The sequence below is a fragment of the Klebsiella sp. JB_Kp042 genome (assembly GCF_040065275.1).
GTDB lineage: Bacteria > Pseudomonadota > Gammaproteobacteria > Enterobacterales > Enterobacteriaceae > Klebsiella > Klebsiella quasipneumoniae.
On sequence record NZ_JBEAJL010000027.1, the window covers coordinates 45,352 to 64,455 of the forward strand.

At 59.9% G+C, this 19,104-nt stretch carries 21 protein-coding genes and 1 pseudogene; 13 read left to right on the forward strand and 9 right to left on the reverse strand.

Going from position 1 to position 19,104, the window contains the following annotated elements; all coding sequences use genetic code 11:
* Position 1: 1 nt before the first annotated feature.
* A complete protein-coding gene (locus tag ABLV54_RS10190; RefSeq protein WP_072096660.1) occupies positions 2 to 1,177 on the reverse strand; it encodes a CynX/NimT family MFS transporter in 1,176 nt (391 codons plus the stop codon).
* Between the two features lie 107 nt (positions 1,178 to 1,284).
* Here ABLV54_RS10190 and ABLV54_RS10195 point away from each other — a divergent pair, with 107 nt between their 5' ends.
* Positions 1,285 to 2,079 carry a helix-turn-helix transcriptional regulator gene (locus ABLV54_RS10195; protein WP_072096654.1) on the forward strand — a complete coding sequence of 265 codons (795 nt, stop codon included), beginning with the start codon at positions 1,285 to 1,287 and terminating at the stop codon, positions 2,077 to 2,079.
* On the opposite strand, the gene ABLV54_RS10200 is transcribed toward ABLV54_RS10195, so the two are convergent.
* The 3 genes and pseudogenes from ABLV54_RS10200 to ABLV54_RS10210 form a co-directional block, all read right to left on the reverse strand.
* On the reverse strand, positions 2,063 to 2,509 hold the full coding sequence (locus tag ABLV54_RS10200; RefSeq protein WP_004203746.1) for a DUF441 domain-containing protein: 447 nt from the start codon (positions 2,507 to 2,509) through the stop codon (positions 2,063 to 2,065). The genes ABLV54_RS10195 and ABLV54_RS10200 overlap by 17 nt on opposite strands.
* Positions 2,510 to 2,626: 117 nt before the next feature.
* Complete coding sequence (locus ABLV54_RS10205) at positions 2,627 to 3,127, reverse strand: YbaK/prolyl-tRNA synthetase associated domain-containing protein (RefSeq protein WP_050533957.1); 501 nt, start codon at positions 3,125 to 3,127, stop codon at positions 2,627 to 2,629.
* A 95-nt stretch (positions 3,128 to 3,222) separates the two neighbouring features.
* Positions 3,223 to 3,379: pseudogene (locus ABLV54_RS10210) on the reverse strand (hypothetical protein).
* Here ABLV54_RS10210 and ABLV54_RS10215 point away from each other — a divergent pair.
* Complete coding sequence (locus tag ABLV54_RS10215) at positions 3,374 to 4,510, forward strand: glycosyltransferase family 9 protein (protein WP_072096653.1); 1,137 nt, start codon at positions 3,374 to 3,376, stop codon at positions 4,508 to 4,510. The pseudogene ABLV54_RS10210 and the gene ABLV54_RS10215 sit on opposite strands and share 6 nt — an antisense overlap.
* A gap of 161 nt (positions 4,511 to 4,671) precedes the next feature.
* On the opposite strand, the gene ABLV54_RS10220 is transcribed toward ABLV54_RS10215, so the two are convergent.
* Positions 4,672 to 4,914, reverse strand: a complete 243-nt coding sequence (locus ABLV54_RS10220) for a DinI family protein (protein ID WP_004203750.1) — start codon at positions 4,912 to 4,914, stop codon at positions 4,672 to 4,674.
* A 270-nt stretch (positions 4,915 to 5,184) separates the two neighbouring features.
* On the opposite strand from ABLV54_RS10220, the gene ABLV54_RS10225 reads away from it, so the two are divergent.
* Together ABLV54_RS10225 and ABLV54_RS10230 are read left to right on the forward strand one after the other, a co-directional pair.
* Positions 5,185 to 5,604: a translesion error-prone DNA polymerase V autoproteolytic subunit gene (locus ABLV54_RS10225; RefSeq protein ID WP_044522269.1), complete on the forward strand. Its 420-nt coding sequence runs from the start codon at positions 5,185 to 5,187 to the stop codon at positions 5,602 to 5,604.
* 2 nt (positions 5,605 to 5,606) lie between these two features.
* Entirely contained in the window at positions 5,607 to 6,872 is a 1,266-nt protein-coding gene (locus ABLV54_RS10230) for a Y-family DNA polymerase (RefSeq protein WP_044522271.1), read from the forward strand.
* A 6-nt stretch (positions 6,873 to 6,878) separates the two neighbouring features.
* Here ABLV54_RS10230 and ABLV54_RS10235 read toward each other — a convergent pair whose 3' ends face one another.
* Complete coding sequence (locus ABLV54_RS10235) at positions 6,879 to 7,784, reverse strand: LysR family transcriptional regulator (RefSeq protein WP_050533956.1); 906 nt, start codon at positions 7,782 to 7,784, stop codon at positions 6,879 to 6,881.
* Between the two features lie 167 nt (positions 7,785 to 7,951).
* Here ABLV54_RS10235 and ABLV54_RS10240 point away from each other — a divergent pair, with 167 nt between their 5' ends.
* On the forward strand, positions 7,952 to 8,701 hold the full coding sequence (locus ABLV54_RS10240) for an SDR family oxidoreductase (protein ID WP_023289256.1): 750 nt from the start codon (positions 7,952 to 7,954) through the stop codon (positions 8,699 to 8,701).
* A gap of 90 nt (positions 8,702 to 8,791) precedes the next feature.
* On the opposite strand, the gene ABLV54_RS10245 is transcribed toward ABLV54_RS10240, so the two are convergent.
* On the reverse strand, positions 8,792 to 9,391 hold the full coding sequence (locus tag ABLV54_RS10245; protein ID WP_172039859.1) for an ester cyclase: 600 nt from the start codon (positions 9,389 to 9,391) through the stop codon (positions 8,792 to 8,794).
* Entirely contained in the window at positions 9,388 to 10,497 is a 1,110-nt protein-coding gene (locus ABLV54_RS10250) for an alkene reductase (RefSeq protein ID WP_050533955.1), read from the reverse strand. The genes ABLV54_RS10245 and ABLV54_RS10250 overlap by 4 nt, the downstream gene beginning before the upstream one ends.
* A 100-nt stretch (positions 10,498 to 10,597) precedes the next feature.
* Here ABLV54_RS10250 and ABLV54_RS10255 point away from each other — a divergent pair, with 100 nt between their 5' ends.
* The 8 genes from ABLV54_RS10255 (at position 10,598) to ABLV54_RS10290 (ending at position 17,847) form a co-directional block, all read left to right on the forward strand.
* Entirely contained in the window at positions 10,598 to 11,506 is a 909-nt protein-coding gene (locus tag ABLV54_RS10255) for a LysR family transcriptional regulator (protein WP_050533954.1), read from the forward strand.
* Between the two features lie 124 nt (positions 11,507 to 11,630).
* The gene (locus ABLV54_RS10260) at positions 11,631 to 12,488 is read left to right on the forward strand and encodes a MurR/RpiR family transcriptional regulator (protein ID WP_050533953.1); all 858 of its coding nucleotides are present in this window, start codon (positions 11,631 to 11,633) and stop codon (positions 12,486 to 12,488) included.
* 128 nt (positions 12,489 to 12,616) lie between these two features.
* Entirely contained in the window at positions 12,617 to 13,945 is a 1,329-nt protein-coding gene (locus ABLV54_RS10265) for an aspartate aminotransferase family protein (protein ID WP_023289261.1), read from the forward strand.
* Positions 13,942 to 14,496 carry a 4-carboxymuconolactone decarboxylase gene (locus ABLV54_RS10270; RefSeq protein WP_023289262.1) on the forward strand — a complete coding sequence of 185 codons (555 nt, stop codon included), beginning with the start codon at positions 13,942 to 13,944 and terminating at the stop codon, positions 14,494 to 14,496. The genes ABLV54_RS10265 and ABLV54_RS10270 overlap by 4 nt, the downstream gene beginning before the upstream one ends.
* 127 nt (positions 14,497 to 14,623) lie before the next feature.
* Entirely contained in the window at positions 14,624 to 15,376 is a 753-nt protein-coding gene (glnH, locus tag ABLV54_RS10275; RefSeq protein ID WP_023289263.1) for a glutamine ABC transporter substrate-binding protein GlnH, read from the forward strand.
* Between the two features lie 51 nt (positions 15,377 to 15,427).
* Positions 15,428 to 16,084, forward strand: a complete 657-nt coding sequence (gene glnP, locus ABLV54_RS10280; protein ID WP_023289264.1) for a glutamine ABC transporter permease GlnP — start codon at positions 15,428 to 15,430, stop codon at positions 16,082 to 16,084.
* Positions 16,085 to 16,086: 2 nt separating this feature from the next.
* Positions 16,087 to 16,809 (forward strand): glutamine ABC transporter ATP-binding protein GlnQ, encoded by a 723-nt coding sequence (gene glnQ, locus ABLV54_RS10285; protein WP_048295788.1) that lies wholly within the window; start codon positions 16,087 to 16,089, stop codon positions 16,807 to 16,809.
* Positions 16,810 to 16,830: 21 nt separating this feature from the next.
* Positions 16,831 to 17,847 (forward strand): C45 family peptidase, encoded by a 1,017-nt coding sequence (locus ABLV54_RS10290; RefSeq protein ID WP_085550723.1) that lies wholly within the window; start codon positions 16,831 to 16,833, stop codon positions 17,845 to 17,847.
* Here ABLV54_RS10290 and ABLV54_RS10295 read toward each other — a convergent pair.
* Positions 17,844 to 18,962 carry an MFS transporter gene (locus ABLV54_RS10295; RefSeq protein ID WP_248860870.1) on the reverse strand — a complete coding sequence of 373 codons (1,119 nt, stop codon included), beginning with the start codon at positions 18,960 to 18,962 and terminating at the stop codon, positions 17,844 to 17,846. The genes ABLV54_RS10290 and ABLV54_RS10295 overlap by 4 nt on opposite strands.
* Between the last annotated feature and the right edge of the window lie 142 nt (positions 18,963 to 19,104).

Below are 19,104 nucleotides of genomic sequence, written 5' to 3' on the forward strand. Positions count from 1 at the left end.
TTCAGGGATGAATCTCCCGGTCGCGCCCGGCGAGGGCGCCGCAGACCGCCATCACCAGCGAAATCAGCGCCACCGCCAGCAGCGGAATATGCCAGTCGCCATTGGCATCGTGGATCCTGCCCATCAGCGGCGGTCCGCAGGCGGCCAGCAGATAGCCGACGCTCTGCGCCATCCCCGACAGCGCCGCGGCCTGGTGCGCCGAGCTGGCGCGCAGGCCGATAAACGTCAGGCCGAGGATCATCGTGGCCCCGGAGCCAAAGCCGAACAGCAGCGTCCAGCCGATGGCCAGCCCTGGCAGCAGCCACAGCCCGGCGGCGCTGATGGCGCACATCAGGGCGACCAGCACCGCGATCCCGCGCTGGTCGCGCAGCCGATGCAGGATCAGCGGTATCGCCAGGCCGGGCGCGGCGGTCGCCAGCTGCAGCAGGCCATGCAGCGAGCCGGCCTGCGCTTCGCTATAGCCCATACTCTGCAGAATCGACGGTAGCCAGCCGATAATCACGTAATAGACCAGCGAGTTGATGCCGAGGAACAGCGTCACCTGCCAGGCCAGCGCCGACCGCCAGATCCCCCGGTTATGCATGGCGCCTGAGCCGGTCAGCGGCGCCTCCGCTTGACGCCGGGACTGCGGCAGCCAGCTGACGAGCGCCAGCAGCGGGAAGATCATCAGCAGCAGCAGCGCCCCGCGCCAGCCGAATCCGGCCATCGCCACGGGGACCACCAGCGCCGAGCCAAGCGCCGCCGCGCCGCCCATCGTCAGGGAATAGGCGCCGGTCATCCGGGCGACATGCTGCGAGAAATCCCGTTTAATCAGCCCGGGCAGCAGCACGTTACCCAGCGCAATGCCGCAGCCGATCACCGCCGTGCCGATAAACAGCCATGCAGCGGAGGGCAGGGAGCGCAGGGCAATGCCGGCGCAGATCAGCAGCATCGCCAGCAGCAGGCTGCGCTCCATGCCGAACCGGCGGGCAACCCCAGCCGCCAGCGGCGAGACAAGGCCAAAGGCCAGCAGCGGCAGGGTGGTGAGCAGCCCGGTCTGCGCGGTGGTCAGGCCATAGTCGCTACGAATCGCGTCCAGCAGCGGCGCCGCGCCGGTAAAGACCACGCGCAGGGTGGTGGCGATGAGCAGGATACCGGCAATCAGCAGCGCGGGGCGGCGGCCGGTGGAGGAGATCACAGAAGACATATCATTCTCAAGGTAACTAACGAGGGGGGTTACGATAGCGACTTTGTCCCCTGTTTAAATCAAGCTAAAATGACAGATTATCGCTAATATCGGACAACATGATGATCGGACTGGGTCTGGATGGTTATGAACCGGACAGTGGCCACGAATCGGCTATTGCCTTTCGTATTCGGGTGGTGGAGGCGGAGCAGTATATTCCGGCGCATTCCCACCGTAAGGGGCAGCTGATCCTCGCCCTGCACGGCGCCTTGACCTGCGAGGTGGAGAACGCGATGTGGATGGTGCCGCCGCAGTATGCGGTGTGGGTCCCGGGGCAGCTTTCCCACAGTAACCGCGCCACCCCCGGCGCCCAGGTGTGCTTCCTGTTCATTGAGCCGGGCGCCGCGCCGATGCCGGACCGCTGCTGTACGTTAAAGATTTCCCCGCTGGTGCGGGAGCTGATCCTCACCCTGGCGGAACGCGGCGGCGAGTCGCTGGCCGCCCCCGCCACGGCCCGGCTGGTGCAGGTGCTGTTTGATGAGCTGCCCCGGCAGCCGCAGGAGCACCTGCAGCTGCCGGTATCGAACCACCCGAAAATTCGTCAGATGGTGACGATGATGGCCGAGGATCCGGCGCGCTGGCAGACCCTGAGCCAGTGGGCGGCGGAGTTCGCGATGAGCGAGCGCAATCTGGCGCGGCTGGTGGTGCGTGAAACGGGGCTGAGCTTTCGCCGCTGGCGCCATCAGCTGCAGCTGATCCTTGCGCTGCAGCAGCTGATCCGCGGGCAGACGGTGCAGCAGACGGCCCAGGCGCTGGGCTACGATTCCACCACCGCCTTCATCACCATGTTTAAGAAAGGGCTCGGACAGACGCCGGGCCGCTATCACGGCAGCCTGGCTACGACTTCCCAATAAACAACGAGATGATCCCGGCGGCAATCAGCGGCCCGACCGGGACGCCGCGAAACAGGGCGACGCCGAGCACCGTACCGACCAGCAGTCCGGCCACCAGATGCGGCTGGGAGCCCATCAGCGAGACGCCGCGCCCGCCGAGCCACGAAACAAACACCCCGACCGCAATCGCCAGCAGTGATTTCCAGTTCATAAAGGAGTGGATCAGGGTCGACGGCGGCAGCGTGCCGCTGGCGATGGGCGCCATCACGCCGATAGTCAGAATGATGATCCCGACGGTCAGTCCCTGTTTCTCAATCCAGGGAAAGAAGGCGTTCAGCGGCGTGACGCGCACGATAATCAGCACGAGGATGGAGATCGCTACGGTGGTGTTATGGCTGATAAAGCCGAGCGCCGCCAGACCCAGCAGGATCAACAGGGTGGTATCAAACATGTACAGAGGTCCTTGCCAAAAAAAGAATGCCAAAAAATATCCCGCTTACTCTACGCATCGTGTCGTGAATAAACAGGATTTTTGCGCCATGCGGCGGAAATCAGGGCCGATGCCCGGTTAGCTAAGACGGCGAAAGGTCGCGATCTCCGGTCGGGCGATATGTAAATAGTCTTCGGTATCGAGAATGATCGACCGGTCCAGGCGCCCGGCGTTAAAGGCGATTTGTGGAAAGCGCTCAAACAGCAGCGGGTCGGCCAGCAGGCGCAGCGCCGGATGGAAGCTGAAGGGGGGAATGGCGCCGAACACGCAGGCGGTGAGCGCCTCCACTTCCGCCGGGCTGGCCAGCGAGGCTTTGCTGCCGCCGATATGCCGGGCCAGGCTGGCCAGATCGGCCTGCTGATCGGCGGCGAGGATCGCCAGCACATGCTGGTTGACGCCGTTTCCTTTTACTTTACAGACTAACGCTTTCGCGCCCTGGCCAAGCGCGGTGCCGCGGATCGCCGAGACGGCTTCGCACTGGCCGACCGCGTCGTGCGCCATCACCCGGTAGCGCGCCTGGTGTTCGTCGAGCAGCGCGCACAGGCGCTGGTGGATATTACCTTCTACTGCTTCAAGCATAGCGTCCTCCTGACAGCATAAAGCAGCCAGCTTAGCGCTGTTGCGCCAGCCTGCCAACGGTGGGCCGGGAAATTCACCATTCGCTCATTATTGCTTCACAGTGCTGTGTTGCAATCCCGCAGGGCTGGATGAGTTTTGTAAATAAAAAAAAGAATGATTTTCATTTTCAATCGAACTTTTTTTATTTCGCTCAGTCTTTATCGGACGACACAGAATATTAATGATTGCCGTAATGAGGTTAGGATGATGCACGATGCAACCATGCAGGGTTCCCCACGCAAGAAGTTTAATAAAATAAGGGAGCTCAACAGACGGCGAAATTACTTTACTAAGAAAGTACGTAATGCCCTGCGGGTGGGAGTGGCGAAAGCGCTCTGGGATCGCCGACGCCGTCAGCCGGTGGATTTGTCGTCCGCGAAAACCGTCTTACTGATGCGCAATGAGGGGGCGGTCGGCGATGTGGTAGTGGATTCCGCGCTGGTGAAATGCCTGCATCAGTCAGGCTATATCGTTGATTTCCTGCTGACGACCTCTAATAGCCAGGTGATGCGTTATAACCCGCGGATCCGCCATATTTATGAAGCTGACCCGGTCACGTCCGCCGATTTTTTGCGAAAATTTAATCATAACGTTCCCCGCGACGTTATTAATGAACTGGCTAATAATAAGTACGATATTATTATTGACCCTTCGCTGTTCGATATTCCCGTGCATCGTCTACGGCTTTTCCGACAAATAAAAGCGAAATCGGTGCTCGGGTTTAATAAATGGCCGTCGATTAAGCACTACTCCCACTCTTTTGATTTTGACTGCCAGCGCTGGCACGTGACGAAAACGTTCGAGTTGATCGCCGATTATCTCAAACTGGACACCTGCGGGCTGGATGCTTACGACCTGGCGATCCCCGGGCCGATTATGCAGGAGGTGGCGCAGTATCTGGCGTCGCTGAGCGGAAAAGCGGTAGTGATTAATATTTTTGCCGGCCATGCCGACCGGAGTCTCTCCCAGACGCAGCTGGCCGAACTCCTCGACAAACTGCTGGCTCGCCATCCGGGGATCGCGGTGATTCTGCTCGATCACCGGCGCGAGATCCGCATCCCGCTGCCGCCGGAGGTGGTGGTTAATCCATTTAACACGTTGCACCATGCGATGGCGCTGATTGCCCAGGCGGAGCTGATTATCTCCCCGGACACCTCGGTGGTGCACATGGCGGCGGCGTGGAACAAACCGCTGATCGCGGTCTACAAGGACGTTCTGCTCAACAACCGTCTGTGGGCGCCGGGCTATGACAACGCCAGGCAGGTTATCGTTAAATGCGGGAAGGTGCATCAGCATCGCGAGCTGGTGGATCGGATAATGGCGGCGCTGCCGGAGACGCTGTGAGGCGATGAGGGGAGGCTCACCTGCTGGCCGTATGCAAGAGCCAGCAGGTGAGCGAAGGTTGCATTGCCAGTCTGCAACCGCCGCTATTGTACTGTTGCCCGCTGCTCTGCCACATCCGGGAAAGCTCTTAAAGAGGGGGGCGCCGCCAACGACGGGCGGCATCACTCTTCAGTGAGCCACATATCCGCTTCTTCAAACATCTCCTGCACCGTACGGCTGATCAGCTCTTTTTCATGCTTGCTGGCGTCGGTGTTGATCGCCGGGAGCGTCATCATCGGCTTCACGCGCACTTCCGCCTCCGGAAAAATGCGCTGCATGCGTTTGGTCAGCTCGTTAAGAATGGTCTCTCTGGCGCCCGGCAGCCCGGCAAAATTGCGCTTGTCATAAATCAGTTCCACAAACATATTCTGTCCTCTGTATGCTGATCGCGGGCGATAGTTTTACTGTATTAATGTACAGTGTCAAGCGATTGCCGCGGCGCTGCGTATCCGCCACCTCGCGCGGGAGAGGGGCTGCGCGCAAAAGCAGCAAACGGTTCGCCACCGACGACGGTGACCTTCAGTGACATCAAGGAGTTATTTCAGTGCTGGAGATTGATAGCTGGAGCCGATATTGACCGGCAAAACCGGCAAAACTACTGTATATATATTCAGTATTATATGGTGGGTTGAAAAATGAACTTTTACACGCCGGTTGAGCTACGTCAGATTGTCTCCTTTCCCTTTTTTGCCGACCTGGTGCAGTGCGGCTTTCCCAGCCCGGCTCAGGACTATGTCGAGAAGCGAATCGACCTCAACGAGCTGCTGGTGCAGCATCCCAGCGCGACCTATTTTGTCAAAGCCGCTGGCGACAGCATGATCGACGCCGGCATTGACGAAGGCGATCTGCTGGTGGTGGACAGCGCGCGCAAAGCGGAGCATGGCGATATCGTGATTGCCGCCGTCGGCGGCGAGTTTACCGTAAAAAAGCTGCAGCTTTTGCCGCGGGTGCAGCTTAACCCGATGAACCCGGACTATTCGCCCATCGTGGTCGGCCGCGAGGAGACGCTCGATATTTTCGGCGTGGTGACCTACATCATCAAGGCGGCGGGCTGATCATGTTCGCGCACTGTGATGTGAACGCCTTCTATGCGAGCTGCCAGACCGCCTTCCGGCCAGACCTGAAGGGGCGGCCGGTAGTGGTGCTGTCGAACAACGATGGCTGCGTGATCGCCCGCTCGGCGGAGGCGAAGCCGTTTGTGAAAATGGGCGAACCCTACTTTAAGCAGAAGCAGGCGTTTCTTCGCCACGGCGTCGTGGCGTTCAGCAGCAACTATGAGCTGTACGCCGACATGTCCAGCCGGGTGATGTCCACCCTGGAAGAGCTCGCCCCGCGCTGCGAAATTTACAGTATTGATGAAGCCTTTTGCGATGTCAGCGGCGTGCGCCACTGCAGAGATCTGACTGACTTTGGCCGGGAAATCCGCGCCACGGTGCAGCAGCGCACCCATCTGACGCTGGGCGTCGGGATCGCCCCGACCAAAACCCTGGCGAAGCTGGCCAACCACGCGGCGAAGCAGTGGCAGCGGCAGACGGGCGGGGTAGTGGATTTATCTTGCCCGCAGCGGCAGCGAAAGCTGATGGCGCTGCTGCCGGTGAGTGAGGTCTGGGGCATCGGGCGGCGGATCGGCAAAAAGCTCGAGGCGATGGGGATCGGCACGGTACTTCAGCTCGCGGAGAGCGATATCCGCTTTATCCGCAAGCACTTCACGGTGGTGCTCGAGCGAACGGTACGGGAGCTGCGCGGCGAGCCTTGCCTGGCGCTGGAGGAGTTTGCCCCCGCGAAGCAGGAAATTATCTGCAGCCGCTCGTTCGGGGATCGCATTACGGCCTATGAGGATATGCGCCAGGCGATCTGCAGCTATGCCGCGCGGGCAGCAGAAAAGCTGCGCGGTGAGCATCAGTACTGCCGGTTCGTCTCCGCCTTTGTCAAAACCAGCCCCTTCGCGCTGAATGAACCCTATTACGGCAACAGCGCCTCGCTGAAGCTGCTGACGCCGACGCAGGATTCCCGGGATATTATCGCCGCGGCGACAAGCTGCCTGGACGCCATCTGGAAAGCGGGGCACCGCTATCAGAAGGCCGGGGTGATGCTCGGCGATTTCTACAGCCAGGGCGTCGCCCAGCTGAACCTGTTCGACGAGCTTGCCCCGCGGCAGAACAGCGCCAGGCTGATGCAGGTGCTCGACCAGCTGAATGCGAAAAACGGCAGGGGGGCGCTCTATTTTGCCGGCCAGGGGATCCAGCAGCAGTGGCAGATGAAGCGAGAGATGCTATCGCCGCGCTACACCACGCGATACGGCGACCTGCTCCGCGTCAGATAACGCGCGCTATCCCTGCACCGCAGCCGGAAAAACCGCCGCCAGCCATTCAATAAAGACGCGGAGCCGGGGCGGCACGTGCCGGTGCCGGGCATAGACGACGTGAAAGGGATAGGGGGCCGGGCGCCAGGCGGCGAGGATCTCCACCAGTTTGCCGCTTGCCAGCGCGGGTCTTAGCGAATAGGTAAAGGTCTGCACAATGCCTAAGCCCGCCTCGACGGCGGCAATATGCGCGTTGCTCTCATTGATGCCGAGATGGGGCTCTGTCTTGAGCTCGGTACTGACGCCGTGACGCGTAAAGCGAAACGGAAACGCTCTGCCGCTGGCCGGCGACAGATAGCTGATGAGCTGGTGGCCATGATGGAGTTCATCCGGCGAGGCGGGCGTGCCGCAGCGCTGAAGATAGCCCGGGGTGGCGCAGGTAACCAGCGTCGCCTCGCCGATTTTACGGGCGATCAGCGTCGAGTCTTCCATCGGCCCGCCGCGGATGGCGCAGTCAATATTGCCGCTGATGAGGTCCGCGGGTTTATCGGCCACCTGCAAATCAATACGGATATCCGGCCAGGAGGTCATAAAGTCCGCCAGCAGCGGGATCAGCACATCGCGCGCGGTCGACCCGCCGATGGCGATCCGCAGATGGCCCTTCGGCTTATTGTGGGCGGTATTGAAGGAGGCGTCGATCTCTTCCAGGTCTTCCAGCAGGCAGCGAGCTTTTTCATAGTACTCCCGTCCTTCCGGCGTTACGGTAATACGCCGGGTGGTGCGCTGCAGGAGGGAAACCCCCAGGTGCGCTTCCAGTTGCTTGATGGTTTTGCTGAGCGTGGCGTTGGGCATATCCAGCGAGTCCGCGGCGCGGGTAAAGCTGCCGGCTTCGACAACGCGGGTGAAGGCTTTGAGGGCTGAAAACCGGTCCATTATTCGCAGTATCCTGGTTAGCGGGCGTCCATTATCCACGGAGGGGAAAAGTGTTTTTCAGATTAGGCCATTTTTCCGCCTCTCTGAGGCGATTACAGTGCTTTCCATACCCGGCGGGACGCTTTCGCGAGCCTGGCCTGTTTATACTCTAACCAAGGAAATGCACCATGAGCAAAAAACTTGCGGATAAAGTGGCGTTAGTGACCGGCGGCAGCACCGGGATTGGCCTGGCGTCGGCGAAAGCGCTGGCGGAGCAGGGCGCGAAGGTGTATATCACCGGCCGCCGACAGGAGGAGCTGGATGCGGCGGTAAGATTCATCGGGCCCGCCGCCCGCGGGATCCGCGCCGACGCCGCCGTGTTAAGCGACCTTGACGCGGTATTTGCGACCATTGCCGACGAGTCCGGCCGCCTGGATGTGCTGTTCGCCAATGCTGGCGGCGGGGATATGCTGCCGCTCAGCGCCATCACCGAAGCGCACGTCGAGCGGATTTTCGCCACCAACGTGCGCGGGGTGGTGTTCACCGTCCAGAAAGCGCTGCCGCTGCTCACCGACGGCGCCTCGGTGATTTTGACTGGCTCTACGGCGGCGGTCAAAGGGACGGCGAACTTCAGCATCTATAGCGCCAGTAAGGCCGCGGTACGCAGCCTGGCGCGCTCCTGGGCGCTGGAGGTGAACGATCGCGGGATCCGCATCAATGTCGTCAGCCCGGGTCCGGTGCGTACCCCGGGTCTGGGCGGGCTGGTGGCGGAGGCGGACCGCCAGGGCTTGTTCGATGCTCTGGCCGCCAGCGTTCCGCTCGGGCGGCTGGGCGAGCCGGAGGAGATTGGCCGGACGGTGGTATTTTTAGCGTCGGATGAGTCGAGCTTTATTAACGCCGCAGAGATCTATGTCGACGGCGGGCTGGCGCAAATTTAAGCGCCGGACTCCGCCAGGCGAGCCGTCCTGGCGGAGTCCGGGGCGGCTCGTGGTTTTGCCGATCGCTTACTCACCGTCCGGGTGGGCAGCTTATTGCGCGCCCAGCTGTTTCATCAGCGTCAGGTTATCTTCAATATGCCAGTTGGCGGTAATTTTACCGCCGCTGATCTGATAGATATCGGTGGCGATAAAATCGATATTTTGTCCTTTACCCTGCCGGGTGCCGAAGGTCCCGGTAAAGTGGCCATGAAAATGTAAGTGTGAGACCACCCGGTCACCGGCCACGATCATTTGTTCGACATCACAGCGTAAATCCGGCACCGCCTGGCGAAACGCTCTGGAGGCGAGGATCGCTCCTTCCGGCCCCTGTCGGCGCCCTTCCGGGGGCGTTTTATCGATAAAATTCCCCGCCAGCGCCGCCCGGGCCAGCGCGTCATCGCCGGTATTCCAGAACGTGGCGTATTGCCTGGCGACATATTCATTGGCGACGCGTGTGGCAGGGGGAAGGCCGCTATCAACGATGAGCTGGGCTGGCTTCAGCAAACCCTGCGGGGCTGAAAACGCGGAGCCGGATATCCCGGCAAGCAGCAGCGCGGTGGCGCAGCGACGGCGCGTGAGGCCGCGCCTGGCCAGCGTGCGGGCAACAGCGACACCACGCCCGGCAGGTAACATTTTGTCGATCAATTTCACTCTTTATGCTCCGTATAGAAGGGATAGTCGGTATAGCCCGCCGCCGTTCCGCCAAACAGCGTGCCGGGATCGCTGACGGTCGCCAGCGGCCAGCGGTGCTGAAGCCGCTGCGGCAGGTCGGGATTGGCAATAAACGGCCGGCCGAAAGCCACGAGGTCGGCGAGACCGGCGCCAAGAATGCGCTCCGCCTTCTGCTGATCGTAATTCCCGGCCACGATCAGGGTGCCGCTGAAGGTCGCGCGCAGCGTGTCGCGGAAGTGCCGGGGAACGGCTGGCGCATCGTCCCAGTCCGCCTCCGCCAGGTGGATAAAGGCGATACCCTGCTGTTCGCACCAGGCCGCCAGGGCAAGGATGGCGTCGATCACCTGCGGGTCATTCATCCCGCGCTGGGTAATGAAGGGGGAAAGGCGGATGCCCGTCCGCTCGTGGCCGATAGCGTCGCCGATGGCGGTCAGCACCTCCTGGGCAAAACGGATCCGGTTGTTCAGGCTACCACCGTACTCATCGGTGCGCTGGTTGGCGGTACGCCGCAGGAACTGGTCGATCAGATAGCCATTGCCGCCATGCACCTCCACGCCATCAAACCCCGCCGCGATCGCATTGCGCGCCGCCTGGCGGTAATCGGCGACAATACGCTGGATATCCGACCGGGAGAGCGCCCGCGGCGGTGGGCAGTCCACCATCTGGCCCCGGCCCTGCTCATCCACCACCCAGACCTGGGCGTCCGGCGCCAGCGCCGAGGGGGCCACGGGTTGACCATCCGCATGAAAACGGGCGTGCGACATGCGTCCCACGTGCCAGAGCTGAGAAAAAATAACGCCGCCGGCCTGGTGTACGGCCCGGGTCGTCAACTGCCAGCCGGCAATCTGGTCTGCGGAATGCAGGCCGGGCGTCCAGGAGTACCCCTGTCCCTCAGGAGAGATTTGCGTCGCTTCCGTGACGATCAAACCCGCGCTGGCGCGCTGGCGGTAATACTCCGCCATCAGCGCGGAGGGGATATTTCCCGGCTGCAGGGCGCGCGCCCGGGTCATGGGGGCCATGACGATGCGGTTTTTCAGCGGCAGCGTACCGATGCGATGACGATCAAAAAGTGAGAGCGTATTCATAATGATGTCCCTTGCGAGTGGAATGGAAATCACTTTACAGTCGGGATCTGATTTTGATAATTAGACGAAAAACAGATTCACTTTTCGGGAAATGCGAAAAATGGGCAAACTGGAAGATATGGCGCTGCTGGTGGCCGTCGCCGAGGCGGGGGGACTCTCCGCCGCCGGCAGACGGTTGTCGCTCTCGCCGGCCACCATGACTGCACGTCTGAAGGCGATGGAAGAGCGTTATCAGACCCGCCTGTTCCATCGTTCCACGCGGGCTATCACCCTGACCAACGCGGGGGAAGATTTTTATCATGCCGCGCGGCGCGTGCTGGAGGAGGCGCGCCACGCCGAGTCGTTGCTGACGCAAAAAGAGGGGGTCCTGAGCGGCGATATTCGCCTTTCCGCCCCCTCCGACTTTGGCCGACAATACCTTAGCCCGGCCATCGTCGACTTTACCCGCCGTCACCCGGAAGTGACCTTTTCCGTCTACTTAGGCGAGCGCGTGGAGGATCTGGTCGCCAACCGGCTGGATATGAGCATTCGCGTCGGTAACCTGCCGGACAGTAGCCTGGCCATCCGCCACATTCGTCCTAACCATCGGGTGCTGGTGGCCTCGACGGCTTACCTTGCCGCCCGTGGAATGCCTGCTTCGCCCGAGGCGCTGCATAATCATCGCTGCCTGGCGCTGGAGCGGCACGGCGTGGTGATGAACGAGTGGCGCTTTGAGGAGGCGGGAAAAGAGCAGGTCATCCGGGTAACGCCGGCGATGGTCTGCGACGATGGGGCACTGCTGCGGCAGTGGGCGCTCAGCGGGGCGGGGATCGCCGGTAAATCATGGTGGGATGTGAAGAGGGATGTCGAGGAGGGGCGGCTTCAGGTGCTGTTTGCCGACCGCTTCACCGGTTTCAGCCGGTTAGACCGCAAGGAGGTTGGGCTGCAGTTTGTCTTTCCCCAGCGAAAGCTGCAGCCCCCTCAGGTATCGGCGTTTATGGCGTTTTTTATCGACTGGCTGGAGAGGTGACGGGCACGGCGGTTAGTCATGCTCAGAACCGCAAAGGATGGCCCCCGGGTGTTATGCCAGCCTATAGAGTCTTGATCTCAAATATGATTAGATAGCTTTCACTTAAAACCAGTCAGTGGCTGCCATGAATCTCAGGGAAAAAATCATTAATGAATTCGGCGGGTTGTCGCCCGAGCTGCAACGCGCCGCCGAATTCTCACTGCAAAATGCCAGTCAGCTGGTGGTGTTATCCATGCGCGCCTTCGCGGCGGAAGCCGGGGTAAAACCGGCGACGCTGCTGCGTCTGGCGCAGCGGTTGGGCTACCGCGGCTGGAGCGAGCTGAAAAGCGATTTCATTGACGACCTGGGGCTGCGCAATGATACATACGTATCAAAAGCGGAAAAAATGATGGCCCGCGGCACGCAAACGCAGCTGTATAAAGAGGTATTTCAGGCGCATCAGGCGAACCTGATCTTTACGCAAAACGAAAATGCCCAGCAGATGGAGCAGGCGGTGACCTTGCTCGATAGCGCGGAGAATGTCTATATCTGCGGATTCCGCGCCAGCTTTCCGATCGCGTGGTCGCTGTTCTATGTCTATCGACTGTTCAACCGCCAGGTATCGTTAATCGATGGCCTGGCCAGCAATATCGAAGTCTTTACCCGCGAACTCACCGCCCGGGACTGCGTCTTACTCACCAGCTTTGCGCCCTATTCGCGCGAATCACTGGATGTTTTACAGGCAGCCCGGCAGGCAGGGGCCAGGATCCTCGCCATTACCGACTCGCCGGTTTCCCCCTTAGCGCAGGCGGCAGACTGCACGCTGCTGTTTTCCATCGACAGTCCGTCATTTTTCCCTTCCGTGGTCTCCGGCATGGGGCTGGCGGAGTGTCTGCTGGCGATGCTGGTGGTGCGCCACGGCCGGGAGGCGGTGAGTAAAATTGAAAGTGCCGAACGCTATCTCATTGAGTCTGGCGCCTACGTGATCCCCGGTAAGTCCTGATAAATGATTCAAATGTATCAGTTATAAGTATAATAGATGCATTTATATCTTTAATTCGTTGACGTGATCCAAATGGATCCTGCAAGATACGCTCAATTAATGTAGCGGATTCAGGAGCAGAACCCAGTATGAGTCATGTCATTCACCGCAGCCTGCGTAGCACGCCGATGGTGGCCTCACGTGCGCAAGGGGCCTATATCTTTGATGCCCAGGGAAAACCGTATCTTGATGCCTGTGGCGGGGCGGCGGTTTCCTGCCTCGGACACGCGCACCCTGATGTGCTGGCGGCGATGCACCGCCAGATCGATCGGCTGGCCTATGCGCATACCAGCTTTTTCACCAGCGATGCCGTCGAGCAGCTTGCCGAACATCTCACCCGCACGGCGCCCGGCGAGCTTAACTACGCCTACTTTGTCTCGGGCGGTTCTGAGGCGGTAGAGACGGCGCTGAAGATGGCGCGGCAGTACTTTGTGGAGATCGGCCAGCCATCGCGCACCCGCTTTATCGCCCGTAAACAGAGCTATCATGGCAATACGCTGGGCGCGCTGGCGGTGGGGGGGAACGAATGGCGCCGTCGCCAGTTTGCCCCCTTATTAATGGATGTTATCCGCGTCTCCGCCTGCAATGAGTACCGCGATCGCCGGGCTGACGAGACCCAGCAACAGTATACCGAACGTCTGCTCAATGAGCTGGAGCAAGCCATCCTTGAGGCCGGCCCGGAAACGATCATCGGTTTCTGTGCGGAAACCGTGGTGGGAGCGACGACGGGAGCCACGCCGCCGACGCCGGGCTATCTGCAAGGGGTCCGCCGCCTGTGCGACAAATACGGCATCCTGTACATCGCGGATGAGGTGATGTGCGGTATGGGGCGGACCGGGACGCTGCATGCGTTTGAACAGGACGACGTGGTGCCCGATTTAGTGACCATCGCCAAGGGACTCGGCGGGGGTTATCAGCCGATTGGGGCGGTGCTGGCGAGTGAGACCATCGTCTCCGCGCTGAAGGCGGGCAGCGGATTGTTCCAGCACGGTCACACTTACATTTGTCATGCCACCGCCGCGTCGGCAGCCCTGGCGGTGCAGCAGGTGATCGCGCGCGATAATTTACTGGACGCTGTCAAACAGCAGGGCGCCTATCTGCACAAGGCGCTGCGCGAGGTGCTGGGGGAGTTACCGCATGTCGGTGATACGCGCGGACGTGGCCTGTTTGCGGGGGTCGAACTGGTGCGCGATAAAGACGACAAAACGCCGTTCGATCCTGCCCTGAAGCTGCACGCCGCGATCAAAGCAAACTGTATGGCGCGCGGACTGATGGTCTATCCCATGGGCGGCACGATCGATGGCCAGTCTGGCGACCACATCCTGATTGCACCGCCGTTTATCATCACCCCGGCGCAGCTCGATTTTGTGGTCGATACCCTGGACTGTGTGATCCGCGAAGAGACGGGGAAATTATGATCAATCGTTTACCGCCCCTGGCGGAACAGGAATGGGACGATCGGCAGCGTCAGTTAGCGGAAGAGATCATCAACGGACCGCGCGGCGCCTTGCTGCCGCCCTTTGAACCGCTGTTGCGTAGCCCCGAGCTGATGGCGCATGCCCAGCGTATGGGGGAGTACCTGCGCTATCGCAGCGCGCTGGGCCAGCGTCTTTCTGAACTGGCGATTTTGCTGACCGCGCGGCACTGGTCGCAGCCGGTAGAGTGGGCGATCCATGCGCCGATAGCACGCGAGAAAGGGATCTCTGCCGCGGCGGTGCAGGCGATTAAGGAAAGGCGCCGGCCCGCGGATCTGCGGCCCGATGAGCAGGCGATCTATGACTTCTGTCAGCAGCTGCATCAACAGCAAAAGGTCAGCGATGAGACCTGGCAACAAGCCATTGAGTTATGGGGCGAGAAGGGCGTGGTGGATCTGATTGGAATAAACGGTTATTACAGTTTTCTCTCCATGGTGATGAACAGCGCGCAAACGCCAGTACCGGATACCTCTGACTCTCTGTTTTCTGAATAAGTTATCGATTTTATTCGGGCGCATAAAACTGCGCCCGGCATATCAGCTCTTATTATTAATTCTTCCGGCGAGATATTTCGCAGGATGACGTTCGTTGTAGGCTATTTCACTGACGCTGAGGGTAATTATGAGTGGATTATTTAAGAAATTAAAGCTGACGCTGGCATTAGTTATTTGTTCAGCCAGTTTTGTGACAGCAGCAGAAGATAAAATAACGGTGGGTGTCGATACTGCCTTTGTTCCATTTGAATTTAAACAAGGCGATAAATATGTCGGCTTTGATATCGATCTGTGGGACGCGATTGCGAAGAAAATGCATATCAGCTACGAATTAAGGCCGATGGATTTCGGCGGCCTGATCCCCGGTCTGCAGTCACGTAATCTGGATGTGGCGATGGCGGGAATAACGATTACCGATGCGCGCAAGCAGGTCGTGGACTTCAGCGAAGGATATTATAATGCCGACCTGCTCATGGCCGTGAAAAGTACCGACAACTCCATTGTTAAATTCAGCGATTTGACCGGGAAAAAAGTCGGCCTTAAGCAGGGGACAGCGGCAGCCAGCTTTATGAAAAGCAAATATAAAGCGAATTATATCGAGTTCCCGAATATCGATAACGCTTACCTTGACCTGCAGGCCGGTAATCTCGATGCCGTGGTTCATGATTCACCGAATGTCCTTTACTACGTGAAGACGGCGGGTAACGGCAAGGTCAAATCCACCGGTGAGACGGACAGCATTCTGCCACAGCAGTATGGCTTTGCGATGCAGAAAAACAGCAGCCTGACGCCAAAAGTCAACCAGGCCCTGCAGGCCCTGCGCGCCGATGGCACCTACGACAAGATTTACGTAAAGTGGTTTGCTAAACAGCCGAAATAACCCTGCCAGGTCGGAGCGATCCGACCTCATATTTTCTTTACGGGTAGAAGCATGAATTTTGACAGTCGCTATATTTGGGATGCATTGCCGCTGCTGATGCAAGGTTTGCAGCTGACGCTGATTATTTCGTTATCAGGTTTATTAGGTGGATTAATCATTGGCTTGCTGGCCGGCACCTGCCGCGCATTAGGCGGAACAATATCCAAAACGGTATCGCTGGTGTTTGTGGAAGTCATCCGCGGGACGCCAATTATGGTGCAGGTGATGTTTATCTACTTCGCCCTGCCGATGGTGTTGCCGGTGCGTATTGATCCGGTTCCCGCCGCCATTATCACCATTGTGATTAACTCCGGGGCTTATATAGCGGAGATCACCCGGGGGGCGATTCTGTCGATTAATAAAGGATTTAAAGAAGCCAGCCTGGCGATGGGATTATCGCCGCGCAGCACCCTGTGGCATGTCATTATGCCGCTGGCTTTTCGGCGGATGATCCCGGCATTAGGCAATCAGTGGATTATCAGTATTAAAGATACCTCGCTGTTTATTGTCATTGGCGTGGCAGAATTAACCCGTCAGGGACAAGAGATTATTGCCGGCAATTTTCGGGCGCTGGAGGTGTGGACGGCGGTGGCGATGATTTATCTGTTTTTGACATTGTGCCTGAGCTTCCTGCTGAAACAACTTGAGAAAAGGATCCATATTTTATGAGCATGGTTGAATTTAGCGCGGTGGCGAAAAACTTCGGCGCCACTCAGGTGCTGCACGATATCAATTTAAAGATTGAAGCGGGCGAGGTAGTGGTGATCATTGGCCCGTCCGGTTCGGGAAAATCGACCCTGCTGCGCTGTATTAACAAGCTGGAGGAGATCTCTTCGGGAACGCTGCTGGTGGCGGGCATGCACATTACGGATCCGCACGCGAATGAGTGTGATATTCGCCGCGAAGCCGGTATGGTGTTTCAACAGTTTCATTTATTCCCGCATCTGACCGCCCTTGAGAATGTTATGTTCGGTCCGCTTCGCGTGCGCAAGCAGAGCAAGGCCGCGGCGCGGGAGCAGGCGCTGGCGTTGCTGGACCGCGTGGGGCTGCGTGAACGCGCCAACCACTATCCGGCAGAGCTCTCGGGCGGTCAGCAGCAGCGCGTGGCGATAGCGCGCGCCCTGGCGGTGAAACCCAAAATGATGTTATTTGATGAGCCAACATCCGCCCTCGATCCCGAACTGCGGCATGAGGTGTTAAAGGTCATGCGATCCCTGGCCGAAGAGGGCATGACGATGGTGATTGTGACCCATGAGATTGGCTTTGCCAGAGAGGTGGCTTCCCGGTTGATCTTTATTGATGGCGGCACCATTGCCGAAGATGGTTCACCTGAGGCGCTGCTCACGGCCAGCAGCAATCCGCGTCTGCAAGAGTTTTTGCAACACGTATCCTGAACATAAGTGAATGATGACAATATGAAAACAATCGCAATCCGTGGTTCCGCCTATGCGGTCGGTCAGCAGCTTGGCGCGTTTGGGCGTGAGGCCTGGCATACTAAAATCAGGCAAACGGCGCTGTGGCAAACCGTAACCGCCCTGAAAACGGCGGAACAGACCCAGCGCATGCGTGCAGCCGTGCAGGCGCAGTTCCCGCTGATTTGGCAGGAGCTGGAGGGCATGGCGGAGGGGCTGCAGGCGCCGGTGGATGAGGTGTTCGCCTGGAACTGTCGCGGCGATCTGGTACGTTCGACGTCAGATGGCTGCACCACCCTGGCGGGGAGAAGCCCGGAGGGCGCGTTGATCATTGCGCACAATGAAGACGGCTTCCCGCAGCTGCGTGAAGAGTGCGCCATCGTCAGCGTAACCCCTGAGGTGGGCCTCGCCTTCACCAGCTTTGCCTATCCCGGCTCCCTGTGCGGGCATACCTTCGCGGTGAATGAGAAGGGGATAGTCAATACGGTCAACAATATTCGCGCCGTGCATCGTCCGGACGGCATGCCGCGCCAGATTGTGGCCCGCGCATCGCTGAACGCCGCCACCTTAGAGGAAGCCGTCACTTTGCTGAGCGCCACGCCGCGCGCGGGCGCGTTTCACCACACCCTGGGCCAGATGGGCGATAGCCGTCTGTTTAGCGTGGAAGCCACCGGCTCCGGCAGCTCGGTGCTCGAGTTGTCCGCCACCGGCGGGCATGCCAACCATCTGATCCATCCCCAGCTTGCGGCCATTGAACAGATCGTGACCGGGAGCTCCGGTTCGCGCCAGCGGCGCCTGGACGCGTGGCTGGCGACGAACCCGCCGCTGGATGGCGTGACAGCGAAAGCGATGCTCTCCGACCAGCAGGATCCGCTGTTACCGATTTACCGGCTGTCTCCCGACGATCCGGATGAGGAAAATACGCTGGCGACGGCTATTTTTACCTTGAGCGCGACCCGCGTCGTGTGGCAGGTCTTCACTCTGGACCGTGAAAACGCGGTTTTACAGGGCAGCGTTTAGCGGGCCGAGGGCGCTTTCAGCAGGGCGATCAGCAGCGTACTACCCACCATGATCCCCGCCGCCAGCCACACCATTCCCGACAGGCCAGCTGAGGCGATCAGCTGGCCGCCGACAAGCGCCCCGGTGCCGATGGCGGCATTAAAAATGGCCACGTAAATGGCTGACGCCGGCTGGGCGACCGCGCCCGCGCTGCGCAGCAGCCAGGTCTGTAAGCCGACGAACACAATCGCGATGCCGGCGCCCCACAGGGCTAACAGTAGCCCGCTAAAACAGAACGGCAGTGGCGCAAGACGGGCGGCGCCAAGGATCGCCAGCGCGCCCCCGCTCAGCAGCAGCGCAGCGAAAATCAGCCCCTTCAGATGACGATCGATAAGCTTACCCGCGATAACGTTACCCAGCAGCCCGGAAACCCCTGACAGCAGCAGCAGGCCGGAGAGGGCGGTCGCCGGGACTCCCTGCAGATTTATCAGCAGCGGTTCAATGTAGGTGAAGGCGGCAAAGTGAGCGGTAATGATGCAGGCCGTGGCGCCATACAGGCCACCGAGCAGCGGATTGCGGAAAATATCGCGATAAACACGCAGCCTGACGGAGGCAGGGGCGGCCAGCGGGGGCAGCGTTGAGCACAGCGCCGCAGCGGCGGCCAGTGACAGCAAGGCCATCGCCATAAACGCGTGTCGCCAGCCCGCCAGGGTGGCGATAAAGCTCGCCAGCGGTACCCCCACTACGCTTGCCGCCGACACGCCGCCAAAAATGATCGCCGTGGCCAGCCCCAGCCGGTGCGGCGGCACCAGCTGCGCGGCGACGATGCCAATTAAGGCCCAGAAGGCGCCATGGGCCAGGGCGCCAATCATGCGAGCGCTCATCAGGGCGAACATCGAATAAGACCGGGTTGCGGCGAGGCAGGAAAGCGCCAGGATCAGCATCAGCCCGACCAGCAGCGCCTTGCGGGAAATACGCGCCGGCATCGCGCCGGAAAGCAGAGCCGCCAGGGCGCCCACCCAGCCATAGGCGGTGACGGCGAGGCCCATGCCGGATTCCGTCTGGTGAAAATCCGCCGCCAGGGCGCTGAGCATGCCCACCGGCGCCGGGTGGAGGGGTAAAGCAATCTCTTTCATATCAGGTGTATCCTTAGGAAAGGTGCGTTCCGCGCGGTGCGCGGACGTTCAGGTGAGGAGCGAGCAGGCGACCGGATGGCCTGGTTGTCTCCGCGAGTGGCGTGCAGTATCATCCCTGTGAAACTGATAAAAAAGAGCGGAA